The organism is Microbacterium sp. BDGP8 (assembly GCF_029991045.1).
GTDB classification, from domain to species: Bacteria; Actinomycetota; Actinomycetes; order Actinomycetales; family Microbacteriaceae; genus Microbacterium; species Microbacterium plantarum.
Window position 1 is genome coordinate 2,977,682 of record NZ_CP120712.1, and the last position, 20,786, is coordinate 2,998,467.

General features: G+C 71.5%; 21 protein-coding genes. 9 read left to right on the forward strand and 12 right to left on the reverse strand.

Features of this window, described 5'->3' with window-relative positions; all coding sequences use genetic code 11:
• The first annotated feature begins 206 nt into the window (after positions 1-206).
• On the forward strand, positions 207-1,898 hold the full coding sequence (locus tag P6897_RS14330) for an ABC transporter ATP-binding protein (RefSeq protein WP_282501564.1): 1,692 nt from the start codon (positions 207-209) through the stop codon (positions 1,896-1,898).
• Positions 1,899-2,054: 156 nt separating this feature from the next.
• Here P6897_RS14330 and P6897_RS14335 read toward each other — a convergent pair whose 3' ends face one another.
• The 3 genes from P6897_RS14335 to P6897_RS14345 form a co-directional block, all read right to left on the reverse strand.
• Positions 2,055-3,008, reverse strand: coding sequence for an ABC transporter permease (locus P6897_RS14335; RefSeq protein ID WP_112617774.1), 954 nt, complete (start codon positions 3,006-3,008; stop codon positions 2,055-2,057).
• Entirely contained in the window at positions 3,005-4,009 is a 1,005-nt protein-coding gene (locus P6897_RS14340; RefSeq protein ID WP_112617773.1) for an ABC transporter permease, read from the reverse strand. Before P6897_RS14340 ends, P6897_RS14335 begins: the two co-directional genes overlap by 4 nt.
• Before the next feature lie 82 nt (positions 4,010-4,091).
• Positions 4,092-5,765: an ABC transporter substrate-binding protein gene (locus P6897_RS14345; RefSeq protein ID WP_112617772.1), complete on the reverse strand. Its 1,674-nt coding sequence runs from the start codon at positions 5,763-5,765 to the stop codon at positions 4,092-4,094.
• A gap of 173 nt (positions 5,766-5,938) precedes the next feature.
• Here P6897_RS14345 and P6897_RS14350 point away from each other — a divergent pair, with 173 nt between their 5' ends.
• The 3 genes from P6897_RS14350 to P6897_RS14360 all read left to right on the forward strand — a co-directional run bounded on the left by P6897_RS14350 (position 5,939) and on the right by P6897_RS14360 (position 7,941).
• Positions 5,939-6,802, forward strand: a complete 864-nt coding sequence (locus P6897_RS14350) for a fused MFS/spermidine synthase (RefSeq protein ID WP_114588825.1) — start codon at positions 5,939-5,941, stop codon at positions 6,800-6,802.
• Between the two features lie 79 nt (positions 6,803-6,881).
• Positions 6,882-7,409, forward strand: a complete 528-nt coding sequence (locus P6897_RS14355) for a hypothetical protein (RefSeq protein WP_112617925.1) — start codon at positions 6,882-6,884, stop codon at positions 7,407-7,409.
• Between the two features lie 43 nt (positions 7,410-7,452).
• Positions 7,453-7,941, forward strand: a complete 489-nt coding sequence (locus P6897_RS14360) for a SprT-like domain-containing protein (protein WP_112617770.1) — start codon at positions 7,453-7,455, stop codon at positions 7,939-7,941.
• Between the two features lie 89 nt (positions 7,942-8,030).
• Here P6897_RS14360 and P6897_RS14365 read toward each other — a convergent pair whose 3' ends face one another.
• On the reverse strand, positions 8,031-8,678 hold the full coding sequence (locus P6897_RS14365; RefSeq protein ID WP_282501566.1) for a 2-phosphosulfolactate phosphatase: 648 nt from the start codon (positions 8,676-8,678) through the stop codon (positions 8,031-8,033).
• A gap of 32 nt (positions 8,679-8,710) precedes the next feature.
• On the opposite strand from P6897_RS14365, the gene P6897_RS14370 reads away from it, so the two are divergent.
• Positions 8,711-9,241: a hypothetical protein gene (locus P6897_RS14370; protein WP_112617768.1), complete on the forward strand. Its 531-nt coding sequence runs from the start codon at positions 8,711-8,713 to the stop codon at positions 9,239-9,241.
• 7 nt (positions 9,242-9,248) lie between these two features.
• Positions 9,249-9,803: a GNAT family N-acetyltransferase gene (locus P6897_RS14375; protein WP_282501567.1), complete on the forward strand. Its 555-nt coding sequence runs from the start codon at positions 9,249-9,251 to the stop codon at positions 9,801-9,803.
• Positions 9,804-9,837: 34 nt separating this feature from the next.
• Here P6897_RS14375 and P6897_RS14380 read toward each other — a convergent pair whose 3' ends face one another.
• The 5 genes from P6897_RS14380 to P6897_RS14400 all read right to left on the reverse strand — a co-directional run bounded on the left by P6897_RS14380 (position 9,838) and on the right by P6897_RS14400 (position 15,090).
• A complete protein-coding gene (locus P6897_RS14380) occupies positions 9,838-11,328 on the reverse strand; it encodes an FtsX-like permease family protein (RefSeq protein ID WP_112617767.1) in 1,491 nt (496 codons plus the stop codon).
• A complete protein-coding gene (locus tag P6897_RS14385; RefSeq protein ID WP_114588824.1) occupies positions 11,325-12,086 on the reverse strand; it encodes an ABC transporter ATP-binding protein in 762 nt (253 codons plus the stop codon). Before P6897_RS14385 ends, P6897_RS14380 begins: the two co-directional genes overlap by 4 nt.
• A gap of 95 nt (positions 12,087-12,181) precedes the next feature.
• A complete protein-coding gene (locus tag P6897_RS14390) occupies positions 12,182-12,838 on the reverse strand; it encodes a response regulator transcription factor (RefSeq protein ID WP_112617765.1) in 657 nt (218 codons plus the stop codon).
• Positions 12,835-14,031 carry a histidine kinase gene (locus P6897_RS14395; protein WP_274179238.1) on the reverse strand — a complete coding sequence of 399 codons (1,197 nt, stop codon included), beginning with the start codon at positions 14,029-14,031 and terminating at the stop codon, positions 12,835-12,837. The genes P6897_RS14390 and P6897_RS14395 overlap by 4 nt, the downstream gene beginning before the upstream one ends.
• Positions 14,032-14,103: 72 nt before the next feature.
• The gene (locus P6897_RS14400) at positions 14,104-15,090 is read right to left on the reverse strand and encodes a diacylglycerol kinase family protein (RefSeq protein WP_274179239.1); all 987 of its coding nucleotides are present in this window, start codon (positions 15,088-15,090) and stop codon (positions 14,104-14,106) included.
• A 190-nt stretch (positions 15,091-15,280) separates the two neighbouring features.
• Here P6897_RS14400 and soxR point away from each other — a divergent pair, with 190 nt between their 5' ends.
• Positions 15,281-15,763, forward strand: coding sequence for a redox-sensitive transcriptional activator SoxR (gene soxR, locus P6897_RS14405; protein WP_114588822.1), 483 nt, complete (start codon positions 15,281-15,283; stop codon positions 15,761-15,763).
• Here the strand turns inward: soxR and P6897_RS14410 are convergent.
• Both P6897_RS14410 and P6897_RS14415 read right to left on the reverse strand, forming a co-directional pair.
• Positions 15,758-16,630, reverse strand: coding sequence for a transketolase (locus P6897_RS14410; protein ID WP_282501568.1), 873 nt, complete (start codon positions 16,628-16,630; stop codon positions 15,758-15,760). The genes soxR and P6897_RS14410 overlap by 6 nt on opposite strands.
• Positions 16,630-17,313: a transketolase gene (locus P6897_RS14415; RefSeq protein ID WP_274179241.1), complete on the reverse strand. Its 684-nt coding sequence runs from the start codon at positions 17,311-17,313 to the stop codon at positions 16,630-16,632. Before P6897_RS14415 ends, P6897_RS14410 begins: the two co-directional genes overlap by 1 nt.
• Before the next feature lie 248 nt (positions 17,314-17,561).
• Between P6897_RS14415 and P6897_RS14420 the strand changes: the two genes are divergently transcribed.
• Positions 17,562-19,049 (forward strand): DUF6421 family protein, encoded by a 1,488-nt coding sequence (locus P6897_RS14420; RefSeq protein ID WP_282501569.1) that lies wholly within the window; start codon positions 17,562-17,564, stop codon positions 19,047-19,049.
• Positions 19,050-19,096: 47 nt separating this feature from the next.
• Complete coding sequence (locus P6897_RS14425; protein ID WP_282501570.1) at positions 19,097-20,224, forward strand: low specificity L-threonine aldolase; 1,128 nt, start codon at positions 19,097-19,099, stop codon at positions 20,222-20,224.
• Positions 20,225-20,305: 81 nt separating this feature from the next.
• Here the strand turns inward: P6897_RS14425 and P6897_RS14430 are convergent, their stop codons facing one another.
• Positions 20,306-20,761, reverse strand: a complete 456-nt coding sequence (locus tag P6897_RS14430; RefSeq protein WP_282501571.1) for a VOC family protein — start codon at positions 20,759-20,761, stop codon at positions 20,306-20,308.
• Positions 20,762-20,786: the final 25 nt, after the last annotated feature.

Sequence of the window (20,786 nt, forward strand, 5' to 3'; positions counted from 1 at the left end):
CCCGCGCCGCCGTACCCGGCTGTGCCGTCGACAGGCTGAACACCTTCACCAGCCCCGCGAACGGCACCCCGGGGCGGCTCAGCCTGTCCACGGCGCGAGCACACCCGGTCCGAGATACGACGCGACACGACGGGCCGGCGTTACGTCGATGTAACGGGTGGGCCCGACACGGTGCGCTCGGCGCCGCTGGCAGGCAGGATGGGCCAATGGCAGACTCCTCCACTCCCCTGCTGCGGGTGAGCGACATGGCCGTCGACTTCCGCACGCTCGAGGGCCCGGTGCACGCGGTCGAAGGCGTCGACCTCGAGATCTCAGCGGGCGAGACGGTCGCGATCGTCGGCGAATCGGGCTCGGGCAAGTCGACGACGGCGATGGCCGTGATCGGGCTCCTCCCCGGCAACGGGCGCGTCGTGCGCGGCAGCATCCGCCTCGACGGCGAAGAACTCGTAGGCGCACCGGAGAGCACGCTGCGCCGCATCCGCGGCGGGTCGATCGGACTCGTGCCGCAGGACCCCATGTCGAACCTCAACCCCGTGTCGAAGATCGGCACCCAGGTCGCCGAGACCCTGCTCGCGCACGGCCTCGCCACCTCGAAGGACGTCGACGCCAAGGTCGTCGAGACCCTCGCCGCCGCGGGCCTCCCGGATGCCGCCGAGCGCGCCAAGCAGTACCCGCACGAGTTCTCGGGCGGGATGCGGCAGCGCGCGCTCATCGCGATCGGGCTGGCGTGCAACCCGCGGCTGCTCATCGCCGACGAGCCCACGAGCGCCCTCGACGTGACGGTGCAGAAGACGATCCTCGATCAGCTCGGCCGGATGACGGGTGAGCTGGGCACGTCGGTGCTGCTCATCACCCACGACCTCGGCCTCGCCGCCGAGCGGGCCGCCCGCGTCGTCGTCATGCACCGCGGCCGGATCGTCGAGCAAGGTCCGGCCCGCCAGATCCTCGAGGACCCGCAGCAGCCCTACACGCAGGCCCTGGTCAAGGCGGCCCCCTCGGTCGCGGCGGTGCGCCTGCGCCCGGAGGCCTACCGGGCGACGCCGCCCCCGGCTGCGGTGGCCGACCGCGCGGCATCCGCCTCCGCCGCGCCTGCGGAGACGGCGGCACGGCGCGACAACATCGTCGAGATCGAGAACCTCACGAAGCTGTACAAGATCCGCGGGCGCAAAGACGACTTCGCCGCCGTGAGCGACGTCTCCCTCGCCATCCCGCGCGGCGAGACGGTCGCGATCGTCGGCGAATCCGGATCGGGCAAGACGACGACGGCCCGGATGCTGCTGAAGGTGATCGAGCCGACGTCGGGGACGATCCGCTTCGAGGGGCAGGATGTCGCCGGGCTGAAGGGTGCGCAGCTGCGCGAGTTCCGGCAGAGGGTGCAGCCCATCTTCCAGGACCCGTACTCGTCGCTGAACCCGATGTTCACGATCGAGCGGATCATCGCCGAGCCACTGGAGTTCTACAAGCGCGGCACCGCGAAGGACCGCGCCGGTCGCGTGCGGAAGCTGCTCGACGACGTCGCCCTGCCGCAGACGATGCTGCGCCGTTACCCGTCCGAGCTCTCGGGCGGCCAGCGTCAGCGCGTCGCGATCGCGCGTGCCCTCGCGCTGAACCCCGAGCTGATCGTCTGCGACGAGCCGGTGTCGGCGCTCGACGTGCTCGTGCAGGATCAGATCCTCACGCTGCTGCGCGACCTGCAGGGCGAGTACGGACTGAGCTACCTCTTCATCTCCCACGACCTGGCCGTGGTGCGCCTGATCTCGGACTACGTCTGCGTCATGAAGGACGGAGCGCTCGTCGAGGCGGCGTCGAGCGAGGAGATCTTCACCAACCCGCGCGACCCGTACACGCGGCGGCTGCTCTCCTCTATCCCGGGCAACGAGCTCGACATCGCCTCCTGACCCGGCGCCTCCTGCCACCCCGAGGGCTCCCCGTCGCGCCCGGCGGCGATACAGCCGTAGGACCGCTGGGGCTGGTGCAGCCAGCGAAGACCGGTGAGGCGACAGCAGCCCCACCGGTCCTGCAGGTGTATCGCAGAGCCGCGACCCCGGGCCGGGTCAGCGGGCGCGGGTGCGCGGGTCCATGGCCTCGCGCAGCGATTCGCCGAGCAGCGTGAAGCCGAGCGCGGTGATCATGATGCACAGGCCCGGGAGGAACGCGAGCCACGGGGCGATCGCGAGCTCGTTCTGCGCGTAGGTGAGCATGCGGCCCCACTCGGCGGTCGCCGCTCCGCCGCCGCCGAGGCCGAGGAACGACAGCGCCGCGGCGTCGATGACGGCGGTCGCGAGAGTGAGCGTCCCCTGGACGATGACGGGCCCGAGGCTGTTGGGCAGCACGTGGCTCATCGTGATCTTGCCGCGGCCGAGCCCGAGGGTCTGCGCCGACAGGATGTAGTCGGCACTGCGCTGCTGCAGCATCGACGCCCGCAGGAGGCGCGCGAAGATGGGCACCTGCGAGGCTCCGATGGCGATCATGATCGCGAGCTGCGACTGACCGAGGATCGCCGCGATCGAGACGGCGAGCAGCAGGTTGGGGACCGACAGGAGGATGTCGACGAACCGCATGACGACGGTGTCGACCCAGCCCCCGAACATGCCGGCGATCAGGCCCAGGAGCATGCCGCCGGCGAGACCGAACGCGGTCGAGATGACGCCGATGAGCAGCGAGGCCCGCGCACCCCAGATGAGCTTCGACAGCACGTCGCCGCCGAAGCGGTCGAGGCCGAGCGGGAAGCCGGCGATCTCGCCGGGACCGGGGATGTGGGTCGGGGTGACCTCGCGCGCGCCGGGGAGGGCCGTCTCGGGGTAGGGCGCGAGCCAGGGTGCGAGGATCGCCACGAGGAGGAAGACCAGCACGATGCCGGCGCCGATCCAGGCCACCGGGTTGCGGCGCAGGCGCGCGAAGACGTCGTGCCAGAACCCGCCGCCGGTGCGGGCCTCGAGCACCTCGTGCTCGGCGACGGCGGTGGCGGGTCCGTCGCCGGGGGCGGGCGGGAGCGCGTTGGTGCTCATGAGACCCTCACTCTCGGATCGATCAGGCTGTACGAGACATCGACGATGAGGTTGATGAGCGCGTAGATGACGGCGATGAAGAGGATGAAGCCCTGCAGCACCGGGAAGTCGCGGGCGCTGATGGCCCGGGCCAGGAACGAGCCGATTCCGGGGAACGCGAACACCGTCTCGGTCAGGATCGCCCCGGCCAGCAGCAGCCCGACCTGCAGGCCGACGGTCGTGGCGACCGGCAGCATGGCGTTGCGCAGGATGAAGCGGCCGCGGAGCGTGCGGCGGGCGATGCCCTTGGCCCGGCCGGTGCGCACGTAGTCGGAGTTCTGCACCTCGAGCACCGAGGCGCGGGTGATGCGCACGATGATCGCGAGCGGGATCGTGCCGAGGGCGAGCGCCGGCAGGATGAGGTGCAGGACGGCATCCCAGGCGGCGTCGAACTCTCCGGTGAGCAGACCGTCGAGCACGTAGAAGTTCGTGTAGTGGGTCGCGTCGATGCGCGGGTCCTGGCGGCCGTCCGAGGGCAGCCAGCCGAGCTGGACGGCGAAGACGTACTTGAGGATGAACGCCAGGAAGAACACCGGGATCGTGACGCCGACGAGGCTCAGCACGACAGCGACGTGATCGCTGACCTTCCCGTGGTGGCGGGCGGCGAGGTACCCGAGCGGGATGCCGATTCCGACGGCGAAGATCAGGGCGGCGATCGAGAGCTCGACGGTCGCCGGGAAGCGCCGGAGGAACTCCTCGACGACGGGGCGCCCGGTCTCGATCGACGACCCGAAGTCGCCGGTGAGCAGCCGCCCCATATAGGTGGCGTACTGCTCGAGGATCGGCCGGTTGAAGCCGTACAGCTCGTTGATCCGGGCGATCGCCTCGGGGGTCGCCTTCTCGCCGAGGAGGGCGACGGCGGGGCCGCCGGGCAGGGCGCGGACCCAGAGGAAGAGGAGGATGCTGAGCCCGAGGAGCGTGGGGATCAGCAGAAGCAGCCGTTGGCCGATGGTTCGCAGCAACGCGGAATCTTTCGGTCGAGGAGTGCGGGGCGGGCTCGCGCCCGAGGCGGTGGCCCGCCCCGCGAGGATCAGCGGGTCGTCGTCACTCGGTCAGGACGATGTCCGTGAACACCTCGTCGTTGACCGGGCTGGCCGGGTAGCTCTCGACGCGCGGATCGAACGCGAGCGTCGGGGCGGGGTGGGCCAGCGGGACGCCCGGGATGAACTGGGCGACCTGCTCGTTGATCTGCTCGTAGAGCGCGGTCTGCTCCTCGAGGTTCGGCACGCCGCGTGCGGAGTTGAGCGCTGCGAACAGCTCGGGGTTGTCGAAGCCCCACTCGGCCGAGGGCGCACCGAAGAACACGCCGACGAAGTTGTCGGTGTCGTTGTAGTCGCCCGTCCAGCCCAGCAGGTGGATGCCGTGGTCGGGGGTGCCGGTGATCTTGTCGAGGTAGTCGGGGCTCCAGGCATCCGTCTGCGGCGTCAGCTGCACGCCGACGTCGGTCAGCTGCGTCGAGATGACCGTCGCGATCTGCTCGGGGTCCGGCATGTAGGGGCGCGAGACGTTGACCGGGTAGTTGAAGGTCAGCGTCAGCGGGTTGGCCTCGGTGTAACCGGCCTCGGCGAGGAGCGACTTGGCCTTCTCGGGGTCGTAGTCGTAGGTGGTGACGTCGGGGTTGTAGCCGTTGACGGTGTCGGGCATGAACTGCGTCGCGACCTCGGTGCCCTCGGGGAGCACCTGCGAGATCAGGGCCTCCTTGTCGATCGCGTGCGACAGGGCCTCACGGACGCGCACGTCCTGCAGCTCGGGCTGCGCCTGGTTGAAGGCGAGGTAGAGGATCGTGAACGGCGGGCGCGAGACCATCGTGAAGCCGGCCTCTTCGAGCGCGGCGGTGTCGGCGGGGCCGACGAGGTCGTAGCCGTCGATCGATCCGGCCTCGAGGGCCTGGCGGCGGGCGGTGGGGTCGTCGATGACACGGAAGATGATCTTGTTCACCTGGCCCGACTCACCCCAGTAGTCGTCGTAGGCCGAGAGCGTGAGCTCCTCGCCCGGCGACCACTCGTCGAACTTGTACGGACCGGTGCCCGTCGGGTGCCCGGCGCCGTACTCCGAGAGCGAGGGGGCCTCTTCGGTGCCGCCGATCTCGTCGGCGCCGTACTCCTCGAGCGCCGTGGGGCTCTGCATGGCGAAGGCGGGCAGCGACAGCGCCGGGATGAAACCGGCGAAGGGCTGCTTCAGCTGGATGGTGGCCTCGAGGTCGGAATCGGCGCTGCACGACTCGAAGACGGCGGTGTCGGGGGTCTCGACGTAGCCGCGGAAGAGCTTGCCGTAGTAGTACGAGAGCGCCTCGCTCGCCGCCAGGCCCGTCCAGTTGTACCAGCGGTCGAAGTTGGCGCACACCGCTTCGGCGTTGAAGGGCGTGCCGTCGTGGAAGGTCACGCCCTCCTTCAGCTGGAAGGTGTGCGTCAGCCCGTCGTCGGACGACTCCCAGCTCTCGGCCAGCAGCGGCGCGGGGTCGGCCGTGCCGGGCTCGGTGCCGACGAGGCCTTCGAAGATCTGGCGGGAGACGCGGAAGGTCTCGCCGTCCTGCGCGAACGCCGGGTCGAGGCTGGCGGGGTCGGCGGAGGCGGCGAAGACGAAGGTGCCGTCGACGTCGGTCGCGGCATCCGTCTCGCCGCCACCTCCGCGCTGGCTGGTGCACGCCGAGAGGGCGAGGGCGCCGATGGCGACCGCCGCCAGTCCCGCGAGCGCGCGCTTGCGAGGAGTGGAGAGCATGGGGGTGTCCCTTTCTGAGGTCCGGAGCGGGCCCACCGCGGCGCACTCCGAGGTAATTGGGTCCGAACCTATACGGGCAGGAGGGTCGAAGTCATTACATCGATGTCTCGATCGTGTTTCGACTGCGCAGACCGGCTCGCGCGCATGCCGACCCGTGCCGATAGCGTTGAGGAATGGCACGAGCGCGCGTCGAGGAGTCCGGTCCGCAGGCACGCTTGTCCGACGGCACGATCGCGCGCATCGTGACGTCATCATTCACGTCCGGCTTCGAGCTCGACGTCGACGGGACCCCCCAGTCGCACGTCGACCTCGACGATCCGACGCACCTGCACTTCGAGTACATCGCCCGGATGGCGGCCGTCATCGACCGCCTGCGGATGCCGGGACAGCCGCTCACCGCCGTCCATCTGGGCGCCGGCGCGCTGACCCTCCCCCGGTACATCGCCCACACGCGGCCGGGATCGCGTCAGCAGGTGATCGAACTCGAGCAGCCCCTCGTCGACCTCGTGCGCGAGGCGCTTCCCCTCCCCCGGGGCGCGCAGGTGCGCGTACGCATCGGCGATGCCCGCGCCGTCGCCGAGAAGCTCCCCCCGGGCCTCACCGGCGCCGCCGACCTCGTCGTCTCCGACGTGTTCGCGGGCGCGCAGACGCCCGCTCACCTGACGACGGTGGAGTACTACCGCTCGCTCGCGCGGCTGCTCGCCCCGACAGGCGTGCTCCTGGTCAACGTCGCCGACGGCGCCGGCCTCGCGTTCGCCCGCCGACAGGTCGCCACCGTCCGCGAGGTGCTCCCTGAGGTGCTGCTGCTCGCCGAGGTGCAGCTGCTGAAGGGACGGCGATTCGGGAACATCGTGATCGCGGCATCGGCCTCGCCCCTGCCGTCGGAGTGGCTGCCGCGCCTGATGGCCGCCGGACCGTTCCCGGCCAAGGTCGCGCAGGGCGCCGAGATCGACGAGTTCGCCCGCGGGGCGCGGGTCGCGACCGATGCCGACGCGACCCCGTCGCCGAAGCCGTCGGCATCCGTGTTCGAACGCTGACCGGCGCGGCGGGCGGGTGCTTGCACCGCTTTGGACGAGACTGGGATCCACCGTTCTCGAATCGCGGAGGTGGATGACGGTGGGCTACATCCTCGGGTACGACCCGGACACGCTGCGGGAGATCGTCGACCCGGATCAGTGCGCAGAGCGCCTCGCCGAGATCGGCGAGCAGCGCAGCCTGCCCGCGCTTCTGGAGCGCGTCTGGCTGCTGAAGGTGCTCGACCGGCTCGATGAGGCACTCGTCGTCGCGGAGCAGGCAGTGCGGGTGGCCCGCATGGCCGGAACCCGCAAGGATCTGCTGCGCGCCCGGGTGCTGCACGCGACGATCCTGCAGAACCGCGGTGCCTTCGCCGCGGCGATCCAGGAGCTGACGACGTGCGCGGAAGAGGCGGAGGGCCAGAACTGGCCGCTGCTCGCCGCGTTCGCGTACCAGCACCGCGGCAAGGTGTCGTACGACGCCGAGGAGTACTCCGACGCCCGCACCGATTTCAAGCGTGCGCTCTTCCTCCGCCAGGAGGGCGGCGCTCCCGAGGATCAGCTCGAGTCGACCCTGCTCGCCGTCGATGCCGCCGAGCGGCGCCGTTCGCGTTCGATCGTCGCCAGCTGAGCGCTGCGTCCCGCTGTCTCACCCCGCGCGTAGCGTCGACCGTATGAGTGATCTCGATCGGGTCCGGGTCTGGGCCGAGGCGCTGATCTCAGCGCACCTCGACGACTCGTGGACGTTCCGGTTCGACAACGCCAAGCGCCGCGCGGGCCAGTGCGACTACACGCGCCGGTGCATCAGCGTCTCGCGATACCTCGCGGCGCGGTTCGACGACGACGAGAACCACCAGACCCTGTTGCACGAAGTCGCCCATGCGATCGCCGGACCGGCCGCCGGCCACGGTCGCGACTGGCTGCGCACGGCCCGCGAGCTCGGGTACGTCGGCGGCACGACCCATCGCGGCGAGACGGCCGTCGAGCTGGCGCCCTGGGTCGGCCACTGCCCTGCCGGCCACGTGGCCTACCGTCACCGGCGCCCGACCCGCGCCGCGTCGTGCCGGATGTGCGCGTCGTCGTACGACGAGCGCTTCCTCTTCCGGTGGGTGCGCCGCGAGATCTCCTCGGCCGACCGTCGCGCCGCCGCGACCCCGCGCTGACCCGCTGCACCAACTCCTCAATCTCGGCCGCCGAGCCGTCGGATCCGGCCGCTGCGGGCTCGAACCTCGCGGATTCTGAGGAGTTGGCGTCAGGCGGCGGTGAAGACGCCGCCGCGGAGGAGCGGGGCGACCTCGTCGACGCCGATCTGCGCGGCGGCGAGCGCGTCGTCGCGCAGCCCGCGCTCGAGCAGCTCTTGCCCCGAGCCGCTCGCCGTCAGCAGGTGACGCACCGCGCCGCCCAACCCGCGGAACGACTCGCACGCCGCAGCCGCCTCGGGTGAGGTGTGGTCGATCCCGAGCCGCGAGAGCGCGTCGACGACGGCACCCGCGCCGAGCAGATCCTCCACCGCGAACCGGAGCTCCGTCTCGCCCTCCGGGCCGGCGAGCTCACCGGCCGCGATCACCGCGATGCTCGTACGGGCTCCGCGCCGCTGCTGCTCCGCGAGCACGGCGGCGGCCACGGCGTCGGCGTTGCGCAGGCAGCCGAGCAGAACCACCGAGTCGGATGCCGCGCCGGCGATGGCCGCACCGTTGCGCGAGACCGCAAGCGCGGCCTCATCCAGCGCGACGGTATCCCCCGCGGCCACCCGGGCGGAGACGGTCGACGAGAAGCGCAGCACATCGACCACGACGACGACATCGGCGGGCGCCACCCGGCGAAGGCCGGCGACCCCCCAGTCGAAACGAACCTGATACCGGGACTGGTCGAACGGCGAGGATGCGGCGGGCGACGGCATCCGATCAGCCTACGACGGGGCAGACTGGGCTCATGCGCATCCTCCAGAAGCTCGTGCTCGACTGCGACGCCGACGCCGCCTGGCGTGCCCTGCACTCCCCCCGCGCACTCGCGGAGCTCTACGCACCGCTCATGGGGCTCGCGCCTCTCGCCGCCGAGGGCATGCCGACCTCGCTCGAGCCGGGCGCCGACGTACCGGTGCAGCTGTCGGCTCTCGGCGTGCCGGTCGGCCGGCAGCTGATCCATGTGTCGGACCGCGCGGTCGAAGAGCGGCGGCCCGGCGCGACGGACGCGTCGACGGTGCGGATCCTGCGCGACAGCGGCATCCCGCTGACCGGGCCCCTCTCGGTGCTCGACGTCTGGGACCACCAGATGGCGGTGTCGCCCGCACCCGGCGACCCCACCCGCACGCTCTGGCGCGAGCGCCTGGTCATCGGAGGCCTCGCCGCGCCGGCGCTGTGGCCGATGCTCTGGGCGACGTGGCAGTGGCGGTCGACGCGCCTGCGGCAGGTTGCGCCGACCTGGGCCTACGACCCTGAAGACGATTCCGCGCCCGCATCGTGACCGCGTCGTGACCGCGGTCGCCGTGCGGCGGGCGGTGCCCGCAGACGCCGCGGCGATCGCGCGCGTGCACGTCCGCGGCTGGCATGAGGCCTACACCGGACGGATGCCGCAGAGCATCCTCGACCGGCTCGATCTCGACCGTCTCACGCGCGTGCGGCGCGAGCTGCTCGGGCACGAGCAGCGTCTCGACGAGCGGGAGTCGTCGGGTGCCGCGAGGCCGAACCACACCGAGCGCACGCACGACCTCGGCCGGACGTGGGTCGCGGTGACGGGCGGGTCGATCGTGGGCTTCGCGGTCAGCGGGTCGTCCCGCGACGACCCTCCAGTCGCGCCTGTCGAGCTGTACGCGATCTACGTGCTCGCCGCCCATCACGGCACCGGCGCGGGGCAGGCGCTGCTGGACGCCGCGCTCGGCGACGAGTCCGCGTCGCTGTGGGTCCTCGCCGACAACCCGCGCGCCCGCGCGTTCTACGCCCGGAACGGGTTCCGCCCCGACGGCGCCGAGAAGGACGACACCAGCTGGGGCGAGAGCATCAGCGAGGTCCGGCTCGTCCGCGAATGAGGGACGAGCCGGACCGGCCGACGACGCAGCCGCGTCACTCGGCGAGCGCCTCCACCGGCGAGACCCGGGTCGCGAGGCGGGTCGGGACGACGGCGGCGACGAGCGTCAGCACGGCGGTGGCGACGACGACCCCGGCGACGGTGAGCCACGGGATGCCCGGCAGCACGAAGGTCGGGGCGAGCCACAGCGGCGGAACCCGCACCGAGCCCAGCAGTGACTGCGCGGCCGCCCAGCCGTAGGCGATGCCGAGGAGCAGGCCGAACACGACCGAGGTGATCGTGATGTGCGCCGCCTCGAACAGGACCATCGAGCGGATCTGACGTCCGGTCAGGCCGAGCGCGCGCAGCAACCCGAGCTCGCGGGTGCGCTGCACGACGCCGATCGTGAGCAGGTTGACGAGGCCGACGGCCGCGATCACGGCAGAGACCCCGACGAGCGCCATCATGACCGCGCTGAACGTGTCGAGCAGACGGGCCATGTCGCCCGACACCTCGCCGCCGCCCGACGCCGCCATGACGCCCTTGACCGACTCGCTGGCGACGGCGAACATCGTGACGAGCGTGACGCCCATGACGACGCCGATCGCCATGCGGCTCGACCGCTCGGGATAGCGCAGCGCGTTCTCGGCCGCGAGCCGGGCCGAGGCCGAGCGGCCGAAGAGCCGGCCCGTCAGGCGGAGCAGCGGCGGCATGACGAGCGTGGCGCCGAGGCTCAGCCCGGTGAACGAGGCGAGCCCGCCGAAGAACGCGACGACCACGCCGAGGGGGGTGACGAAGCCGGCGAGGATGCCGAGCGCGAGCAGCACCGCCCCGACGCCGAACAGCGACACCGCGGTGACGCGACGACGCGTGCGCCCGGCAGCCTCCTCGGCCGTGCGCGGCGCGGATCCTGCCAGCGCGGCGAGCGGCGTGACCTCGAGCACGCGACGCGACCCCGACCACGCGGCGATCCACGTCGTCAGCGCCACGATGAGAGCCGGCGCCAGCAGCACGGGCTGCACGACGTTGTAGTCGACGTTCAGGCCCCACGCTCGCGCGGCGATCTCCTGGAGGCCCAGAGCGCCCGCGGTTCCGCCGACGAGCCCGATCACGGCGCCGATCGCGCCGACGACGAGGCCCTGCCGCGCGATGTGCGACCGCTGCGATCGCGCCGACGCGCCGATGAGGCGCATCAAGGCGATCTGGCGGGTGCGCCCCGCCACGATCGTGGCGAAGGTGTTGGCCGTCACGATCGCGGCGACGTACATCGCGACGGCGACCAGCAGCACGCTGAGGATCGCGACGACGATCACGACGGTCTCACCGCCCGAGAGGAAGGGATCGGCCATGAGCCACGCGCCGATCAGTCCCGTCACCGCGACCAGCAGCACGCCGAACCCGCCCGAGATCGCCGCGACGAGCACTGAGGCGCCCATCCCCCGCTCGCGCAACCACGCCCAGCGCCCGGACGCCGCGGCGGACGGGCCCGACCCGGGTCGTGTGCGCGCCGATGAGGATGCCGCGGACGGCGCCGTCACGGCGGTCATGCCGACACCTCTGCGGCGAGCATGTGGGCCGAGATCTGCTCGGCGCTCTGGCGGGGCTTGTCGGCGACGATGCGGCCGTCGCCGAGGAAGATCACCCGGTCGGCGTGCGAGGCGGCCACGGGGTCGTGGGTGACCATCGCAATGGACTGACCGTGCTCGCGGCTCGCGGTGGCGAGGAGGGCGAGCACCTCGCGCCCCGATCGCGAATCGAGGTTCCCCGTCGGCTCGTCGGCGAAGACGAGGTCGGGCGCCGTCGCGAGAGCGCGGGCGATCGCGACGCGCTGCTGCTGGCCGCCCGACAGCTCGTGCGGACGGTGCCGCAGCCGCGCCCCGAGGCCGAGCGAGTCGACCAGTCCGTCGATGCGCGAACGTTCGAGCGCCGAGGGCGACCGCCCGTCGAGCTCGAACGGGAGGGTGATGTTGCCGATGACATCGAGGGTGGGAACGAGGTTGAACGACTGGAAGACGAAGCCGACGCGGCGGCGCCGCAGGATCGTGAGGTCGAGGTCCGACAGACCCGAGATCTCGGTGTCGCCGATCCACGCGCGACCCGAGGTCGGCGCGTCGAGCCCGGCCATGATGTGCATGAGGGTCGACTTCCCCGAGCCCGAGGGGCCCATGATGGCGGTGAACTCGCCACGACGGATGCCGACCGAGACGCCGTCGAGGGCGCGTACGCCCGATTCGCCGGCTCCGTAGGTCTTGGAGAGGTTCTGGACCCGGGCGGCGAGGCCGAGGTCGGTGGTCGAGATCTGCATGTCTCCGACGCTACGAACCGGGCCGGGCACCCGGCATCGGTCCCTCGTCGCGGGCCTGTACATCTCGCGGATGATCCCTCATCCGCAGCGCGACGTCAGGCGAGCCCGTGCTCGAAGGCGAAGACGACAAGCTGCACGCGATCCCGCAGGGCGAGCTTGGCGAGGATGCGGCTGATGTGGGTCTTCACCGTGGCTTCCGAGAGGAACTCCCGCTGGGCGATCTCGGCGTTCGAGAGGCCGCGCGCGGCCAGACCGAAGATCTCGCGCTCGCGATCGGTCAGCTCCGCGAACGCAGGCGGCACGGGCTTCTGCTCGGGGGCCGCGAACGTCGCGAACAGCTCGCGCGTCGCGGAAGCCGCGATGACCGACGAGCCGGAGTGCACCGTGCGGATCGCGGCGAGGAGGAACTCGGGGTCGGCATCCTTCAGCAGGAAGCCGCTCGCTCCCTGCCGGATCGCCCGCGCCGCTGCCTCGTCGAGGTCGAAGGTCGTCAGCATCACGATGCGCGGCGGAGCGCCGTCGAAGACCGGGTCGTCGAGCAGCTGCGCCGTGGCGGTGAGCCCGTCCATGACCGGCATCCGGATGTCCATCAGGACGACGTCGGGGCGCGTCGCCCGCACGACGCCGATGGCCTCGGCGCCGTCGGACGCCTCGCCGACGACCTCGAGGTCGGGCTGCGAGGCGACGACCATGCGGATGCCGGCGCGGAAGAGCGCCTGGTCGTCGACGAGGACGACCCGGATGGCGCTCACGCGGGGCCGCCGATGGGCAGACTCGCCGCGACGACGAACGCGCCGCCCGTCGGGCCCACCTCGATGCTGCCGCCGATCAGCTGGGCGCGCTCGCGCATGCCGATGAGACCGTGTCCGCCCGTGCGCACCGGGCCGGTGGACTCGTTCACCGGCGAGAGCGGATTGCTCACACGCACCTCCACGCGATCGGGCAGCCAGGACAGGGACACGTCCACGGTACCGCCCGCGCCGTGGCGCATCGCGTTCGTCAGGGCCTCCTGCAGGATGCGGTACACCGCGATCTGCACGGCCGCGGGCGGCTCGCCCGGAGGGGCGGGGTCGACGTCGACGCGCAGGTCGAGACCGGCGGCGCGCACCTGCGCGTACAGCACCTCGAGGTCCGCGACGGTCGGCTGCGGCCCCTCGCCCTCGCTGTGGCGGAGCTGGGTGAGCAGCATCCGCACGTCGGCGAGGGCGGAGCGCGCCGTCGACGAGATCGTCTTCAGCGATTCCGCCGCGGCCGTGGGGTCGGCCGCGGCGGCGTAGCGTGCGCCGTCCGCCTGAGCGATGACGACCGCGAGCGAATGGGCGACGACGTCGTGCATGTCTCGCGCGATGCGATTGCGTTCGAACTCGGCCGTCGCCCGCTCCTCGGCCTTCCGCTGCGCCTCGGCGTTGTCGCGCGCGCGCAGACCGACGCGGACCAGAGCGCCCACGGTCCACGCCAGGAGCAAGCCGAACACCGCCGCGACGAACAGCATCGTGCCCATGACGAGGAAGTACATCAACTCGCCCCCCGACACGGCGATGGAGTATCTCGCCGAGGGGATGAGCAGGTACACGGTGATGGCCAGGGCGCCCCCGATCGAGGAGGCGAACCCGAGCCAGAAGACCCGGTTCGTGCCGTACGCCGCACACGTGTAGAGCACCGCGAAGATGGCGATGTCGACCGGCAGCGGTGGCAGCTGCGCCAGCATCTGGAGGACCGCGCCCACCCAGGCCAGCGCGAGCGCGATCGGCGGCGAGAGCCGGCGCAGCGCGACCGCGGCACCGAACGGGACGACCAGGAGCATCGCGACGAGCGAGGAGAGCGGATCGTCGGGGATGCCCGTGCCGACGACGGCGACCCAGGTCACGAGCAGCATGATCGCCGCGAAGGCGACCGCTACGGCGACGTCGACGTACAGCTGGTAGCGGCGGAGCGGACGGAGCACGCTATGACGGTACGCGAGCGCCACAGGCGCGGCATCCCTCTCGCGATGTATCCGGCGGCGAGCGCGACGAGCTCAGCGCGCGTAGACGCGCAGGCCGTCCGGGATCGCGCGGAGCCGCAGCCGGTAGTCGCCGGTGGGAGTCTCGGCCAGCTCGCCGTCGTGCGCGAGCACCGGCGTCGCCTCGCCGGGCCGGACGGTCAGCTCGATCTCGGAGACGACGGCTCGCTCGAGGTCGGATGCCGGCGGCATGAGCCGCAGCGCGCGCATCACCGCGAGCGTGCGCCGGCCGAAGGCCAAGGAGGTCACCGCCCGCAGCCGCGTGCCGCGGGCATGGTGGAGACGGACGTCGAGCTCAGGCTCGTCGAGGCTCGCTCGACGCATCATCGCGATGCGGCGGGGGTCTCCCCGTCCGATACCCGCGAATACCGACCAGACGACGGCCCGGCGGCCGTCGCGCACGATCGTGATGCGGTGGGCTCCGTGCATCTCGCGCCACGCCGCGATCGCGCCACCCCACCATTTGCCGAGGCTCGTGCGCTTCTCGCGCTCGGCGAGCATCTCGGGATAGGCGCCGAGCGACACGGCATTGAGCACGGTCACGGGATCGCCGTCGTCGATGACCGCCTCGGCGACGACGACGCTGCGCACCGAGCCCGCGTCGTACGCATCGAGCGCCGCCTCGACGGTGTCCACGCCGGCGGCCCGCGCGAAGTGGTTGAAGGTGCCGCCCGGCAGCACGAGCAGCGTCAGGTCGTGACGACGCGCGAGGTGCGCGGCACGCGAGACCGAGCCGTCACCACCGAGCACCGCGAGCACCGTCGGCGCATCGGCGGCCGACATGGCCGACGCGACGATGTCGTCCATCGACGACTCGCCCAGGCTCTCGATCCGCGCCTCGGACAGCCGCCGCCGGATCTCGGGCAGCGGATCGGGCCGGACCACCGACGTGCCCGCTCGGGAGTTCGTGATCACCAGCACGCCGCGCCCGTCGGAGGTGGAGGCGTCTGCTGCGGGCGCGCCGGCTGCGGATTCGGATTCGGCGTGGCGATCAGTGGGCATGGAGTGACGCTAACGCCGCGGAGGCAGCGACGGCGACGGCTTGACAGTCCCGCCCGACCCCGACGGTCAGGGCTGACCGCGATACAACCGTCGGACCCGCGGTGCTGATGAGGCGTGCGAGACGGCCCGAGGCCACAGCAGCCCCACCGACCCGACGGATGTATCGGTGCGTCGTAGAGTCGCAGGCGTGATGCGGTCCAACGATCTCCTGACCATCGGTGAGGTGAGCGCGCGCACCGGTGTGTCCGTCTCCGCGCTGCACTTCTACGAGCGGCACGGACTCATCACGTCGACCCGTTCTGCGGGTAATCAGCGGCGGTTCAGTCGCCACATGCTGCGCCGCATCTCGCTCATCCTCGTGGCCAAGCGACTCGGCATCCCGCTCGCCGAGGTCGCCGAGGCTTTCGCGTCGCTGCCCGCAGAGGCCGAGCCCAGCAGCGAGGACTGGAAGCGGGTCTCGCGGGCGTGGAAGGTGCGTCTCGAGGAACGGCGCGCGGCGATCGAATCGCTCGAGCGCGAACTCGTGGGATGCATCGGCTGCGGCTGCCTCTCGATGCGGTCGTGCGACCTGCTCAACCCCGGCGACGCGCTCGGCGCCGAGGGCAGCGGACCGCGCCGCGTCGCGCCCGCGCTCCGGCACGCGCTCGACGACGACGCAGCCGCTCCGTCATGAGAGCAGGTCGAGGCGTCGCCTGATCCCCGGCGCGTCGAGGCCGTGCAGCCGCGCATGGTCGGCCGGGGTGCCGTATCGGCGCTGTTCACCGACGCCGACCCCGATGTGCTCGACGAGGATGCCGCTGCCGCCGAGCGCCGCACCGACCGCGGCGGCGGTCGTCCCCTCGAGGAAGGGTTCGAGCACGGCCACCCGGTCGAAGGTGGAGCTCAGCGCGCGCAAACCGTCGCGATCGAGCGGCACGGGCGTCGCGGTGTATGCGACCGCGAACCCGTCGCCCGCCGTCGCCTCGAGCGCCGTGTCGAGGAGCGGGCCGATGGCCAGGACCAGCGTGCCCGCGCCCTCGCGCACGAGGTGGATGCGTCCGTCCGTCGGGAATGCCGCCCGGTTCGCCTGCGTCGAGAGCCGGATGTACTGGCGGTCGTCGGTCGTCGCCGCATCCCGGACGAGCGCCTCGACCTCATCCGGGTGCCCCGGCGCGTGCAGCCGCCATCCGGGCAGGGTGCTCAACAGGGCGATGTCGCCGGGGCACTGGTGCGTGCGCCCCGCGGCGGCCGCGTCATAGCTCGCGCCGATCGATACGAGCACCGCCCCGAGATCCTGGTGCGACAGGTCGAGCTTGATCTGCTCGAAGGGCCGCTCGACGAGGAACGGCGCGTAAGTGTGGACGAAAGGACGCAGTCCGGCGAGCGCGAGACCGGCGGCGACCCCGATCATCGCCTGCTCGCGGATCCCGACGTTGACGACACGGTCGGCGGCCGGGGTTCCCGCGGCCAGATCGAGCGGGCCGATGTCGGCGAGCACGAGTGTCGCGCGGTCGTCGGTGGCCAACAGATCTGACATGACGGTGGAGAAGCGGGCGCGCATCAGGATCCCTTCGCAGCGGTACGGACGACGGTGACACGGGGCGCCGCGCCGCGCGTCTCGAGAGCTGCGGCGAGCGCAGCGTGATCGTGCGAGTCGGCCTCGGCGGCATCCCATCCCTCCAGCGCGAACCGGCGTGCGATCCCGCCGGGCCATCCGAGCGACGCGGAGGAGTTGTCGATGACGATGGCGTGCAGCCGGGCGAGGGCGAGGCGGCCTGCGACGGCGATCGCCTCGTGGTTGCTGCCCTCGTCGAGCTCGGCGTCGCCGATCAGGACGAACACGCGGCCGGGAGTGCCGGTGATGTCGAGGCCGCGGGCGAGGCCCACGGCGATCGGCAGTCCGTGCCCGAGCGACCCGGACGAGATCTCGACGGCGGGGATGAGCAGACGGTCGGGGTGGTGACCGAGGGGCGAATCGACGCCCGCGAGATCGTCGAGCCAGCCGTCGGGCATCAGGCCGCGCGTGGCCAGCACGGCGTAGTACGAGGCTGGGCCGTGCCCCTTCGACAGCAGAAAGCGGTCACCGCCCTCGGGGCGGAGTACGCGGTCGTGCAGCACCCACAGCGCATCGAGGGTCGAATGCGCGGCGGCACTGTGCTTCTCGTCGCCGGTCACCCGCGCGAGGCGGTCGAGCAGAGCGGTCGGCAGCCGTTCGGTGAAGGAGTTGGGTTCAGTCATGGTCATGGTTCGAACGGTAAAACCTCAAGCTCAGTTGAGGTCAAGCTCGCGGTGACCGATGCATTCGTCGGACGGCTGGGGCTGCTGTCGCGTCGCGGCGCCGCCGAGACGACACCAGCCCCACCCGCCCGACGGGTGTATCGGCACGGTGCACCGCCACTACCGTCGCCGAAAACCCGGCGCCCGGTTAGGCTGACGCCAACCTGACCACCGCTCCCGCGCGGGAGCCGTACCTCGTAGATCGGAGGTTCCCCATGTCCATCGCTCAGACGCACCCCACCCCCGGTGCCACGAAGACGATCATCGGCGAGCCCGAGGTCGTCGAGGACGGCGGCGCGGTCGACGCCCTGAGCATCGCGCTCGCCGACGGCGTCGAGCACGACCCCGCCTGGATCTCGCTGCGCGACGCTGCGACGGCACTGCAGCAGCTGCAGGCCGCCGACGGCTCGGTGCCCGACCCCGGGGACCATGAGACGGCGCGGCGCCACGTCGCGGCGATCACCGCCGCGATCGGCCGCCTCGCGCCGCGGTTCCCGCACGACGCGGACTATCTCACCGCGTCGATCCGGGACTTCAACAGATGGGCCGCCTCCGATCAACCGGACGGCGCCGCTTCGACGGAGGGGGCATTCGGCGTGCCCGATTTCCTCGACTCGCTTGTGGCGTTCCAGCCGCAGCTCCACCGCGTCGACGGCATCCGCCACCTCGTCGTGTTCCCGATGTACACGCAGAACGGCTCGCGCGACCGGCACGTCGAGGCGCTGCTCGTCGAGGCGATCTGGCCGGAGGAGATCGCGCGCCTCGAGACGATGTATCCGAACCGGCTCTTCGTCTCGCTGCGACTGCTCGACTTCACGGCCGGCTACGACACCGACTCGGCGGTGCTGTTCCCCGAGACCGTCGCGATGCGCGAGATTCCGCCGTTCACGTGGGGGGCGATCTTCCAGGACCGCGAGGCAGCCCGCTACCGCCGGGTCGTGCGCGCCGCATCGGAGATCACGAAGCTCGACCTGCCCGCCGAGGCGGCCGAGATGCTCGACGACCAGGCGCTCACCGAGCGGGCGTTCGTGATGTGGGACCTCATCCACGACCGCACGCACATGCGCGGCGATCTGCCGTTCGATCCGTTCATGATCAAGCAGCGGATGCCGTTCTTCCTGTACTCCCTCGAAGAGCTGCGGTGCGATCTGACGGCGTTCCGCGAGTGCGTCGCGCTCGACCGGCGGCTGAGCACCGAGGCGGATCTCGACCCGGTCGATGCCGAGCTGCTGCGTCTTTCGCGGCTCGTGCAGTACGCCGTGATCTTCGACCGGATCTTCCGGTTCGCGATCACCGGCACGCGCGTGCGCAACTACGACGGACTCGGCGGCCAGCTGCTGTTCGCGTGGCTGCACCGCCGGGGCGTGCTGCACTGGACCGACACCGCGCTCGCCTTCGAATGGGGCGAGGTGCCGGATGCCGTGGTCGCCCTCGGCGACGCGATCGACCGCCTGTACTGGGAATCGATCGACCGCCCGAAGACCGCGCACTGGCTGGCGGCATACGACCTCGTGCGCTCGGTGCTCGAACCGCACCCGGCGTCGGTGTGGGCGCGCGGCCTCCCCGACGACGTCCTCGCGGGTCCGCCGAAGGGCTACACCGATGCGGTGCTGGACGACGAGTTCCCGCTGTCGATGTTCTACGAGGCGCTCGAGAAGAAGATGCGCGACGTGATCGCGTCCACGCGCGGCATCCGCGGCTGACCCGCACACGGGCCCGAGGCCGCGCCCGAGGCTGAAAGGATGAGGTCATGACCTCCCTGCACGACACCTCGGTGCGCGGCTTCGCGTCCGACAACTACTCCGGCATCCACCCGGAGGTCCTCGCGGCGATCACCGCCGCCAACGACGGCCACCAGACCGCCTACGGCTCGGATGTGTACACCGCCCGGCTGCAGGACCTCGTCGGCGAGCACTTCGGCGCGGGCGCCGAGGCCTTTCCGGTCTTCAACGGCACGGGCGCCAACGTCACGGCGCTGCAGTCGATGCTGCCGCGCTGGGGCGCGGTGATCGCCGCGTCGACCGCGCACATCAACGTCGACGAGGGCGGTGCCCCCGAGCGAGTCGGCGGCATCAAGATCCTCAACGTCCCCACCGATGACGGCAAGCTCACCCCCGAGCTCATCGACCGCGAGGCCTGGGGCTGGGGCGACGAGCACCGCGCGCAGCCGCTCGTCGTGTCGATCACCCAGTCGACCGAGCTCGGCACGCTCTACACGCCCGACGAGCTGCGCACGATCGCCGACCACGTGCACGAGCGCGGGATGCGGCTGCACATGGACGGCGCGCGCATCGCCAACGCCGCCGCTGCCCTCGGCCTGCCGCTGCGCGCCATCACGCGCGATGTCGGTGTCGACGTGCTGAGCTTCGGCGGCACGAAGAACGGCGCGATGCTCGGCGAGGCGATCGTCGTGCTCGACCCCGCGGCATCCGATGGGCTCACCTACCTGCGCAAGCTCAACATGCAGCTGTCGTCGAAGATGCGCTTCGTCTCGGCCCAGCTCGTCGCGCTGCTCGAGAACGACCTGTGGCGCCGCAACGCCGAGCACGCGAACGGGATGGCGCAGCGCCTGCGCTCGGCGGTCGAGGCGGGCATCGCCGACGGCTCGGTGCGGGGCGTGGAGTTCACGCAGCCGACGCAGGCCAACGGTGTCTTCGCGGTGCTGCCCGAGGGCGTCGCCGACCGGCTGCGCGAGTCGTTCCGTTTCTACGATTGGGGCCCCGCCGACGGAGGCTCGGAGGATCGCGCCAGCGATGCTTCGAGTGTCGGTGGGGAGGATGAGGCACGCCGCGAGGTGCGGTGGATGTGCTCGTTCGACACCTCGGCATCCGACGTCGACGCGTTCGTCGCCGAGCTCGCGCGCCTGACGACCGACTGACCACCTCCCGCGTCGGCGGGCATCCACGCGACGCACGACAAGAGCCGCGGCGGGGTCGAACCGGCCGCGGCTCTCGTGCGCTCAGGCGGCGGTGACGCTGAAGCTCCACGTGACGCCGAACCGGTCGGTGAGCATGCCGAAGCCCGCGCTCCACGCCGACGCGGCGAGGGGCTCGACGATGACGGCATCGGCGGCGAGCGCGTCCCACGGGCCGCGGAGCTCGTCGAGGCTTTCGGAACCGACCGAGACGAAGAACGCCTGATCGGTGATGGTGGCGTTGTCCTGACGGCGCGTCGCACCGCCGCCGGCGATCGATCCCTCTGTGCTTCCCGGGATGTCGTACGCCATCACACGGAAGCCGGTGCTCCCGGCGACGAGTCCGAAGACGACGGCATCCGCGCCGGGGAGGTCTGCGGGCATGCCGACCTCGGCGTACGTCGTGATCGAGACGTGTCCGTCGAAGGCGGCGCCGTAGAACTCGAGTGCCCGACGGGCGTCGCCGCGGAAGTTGAGGTGAGGGGTGGTGTGGATGGTCATCGCTGCTCCTGAGGAAAGGGCCGGC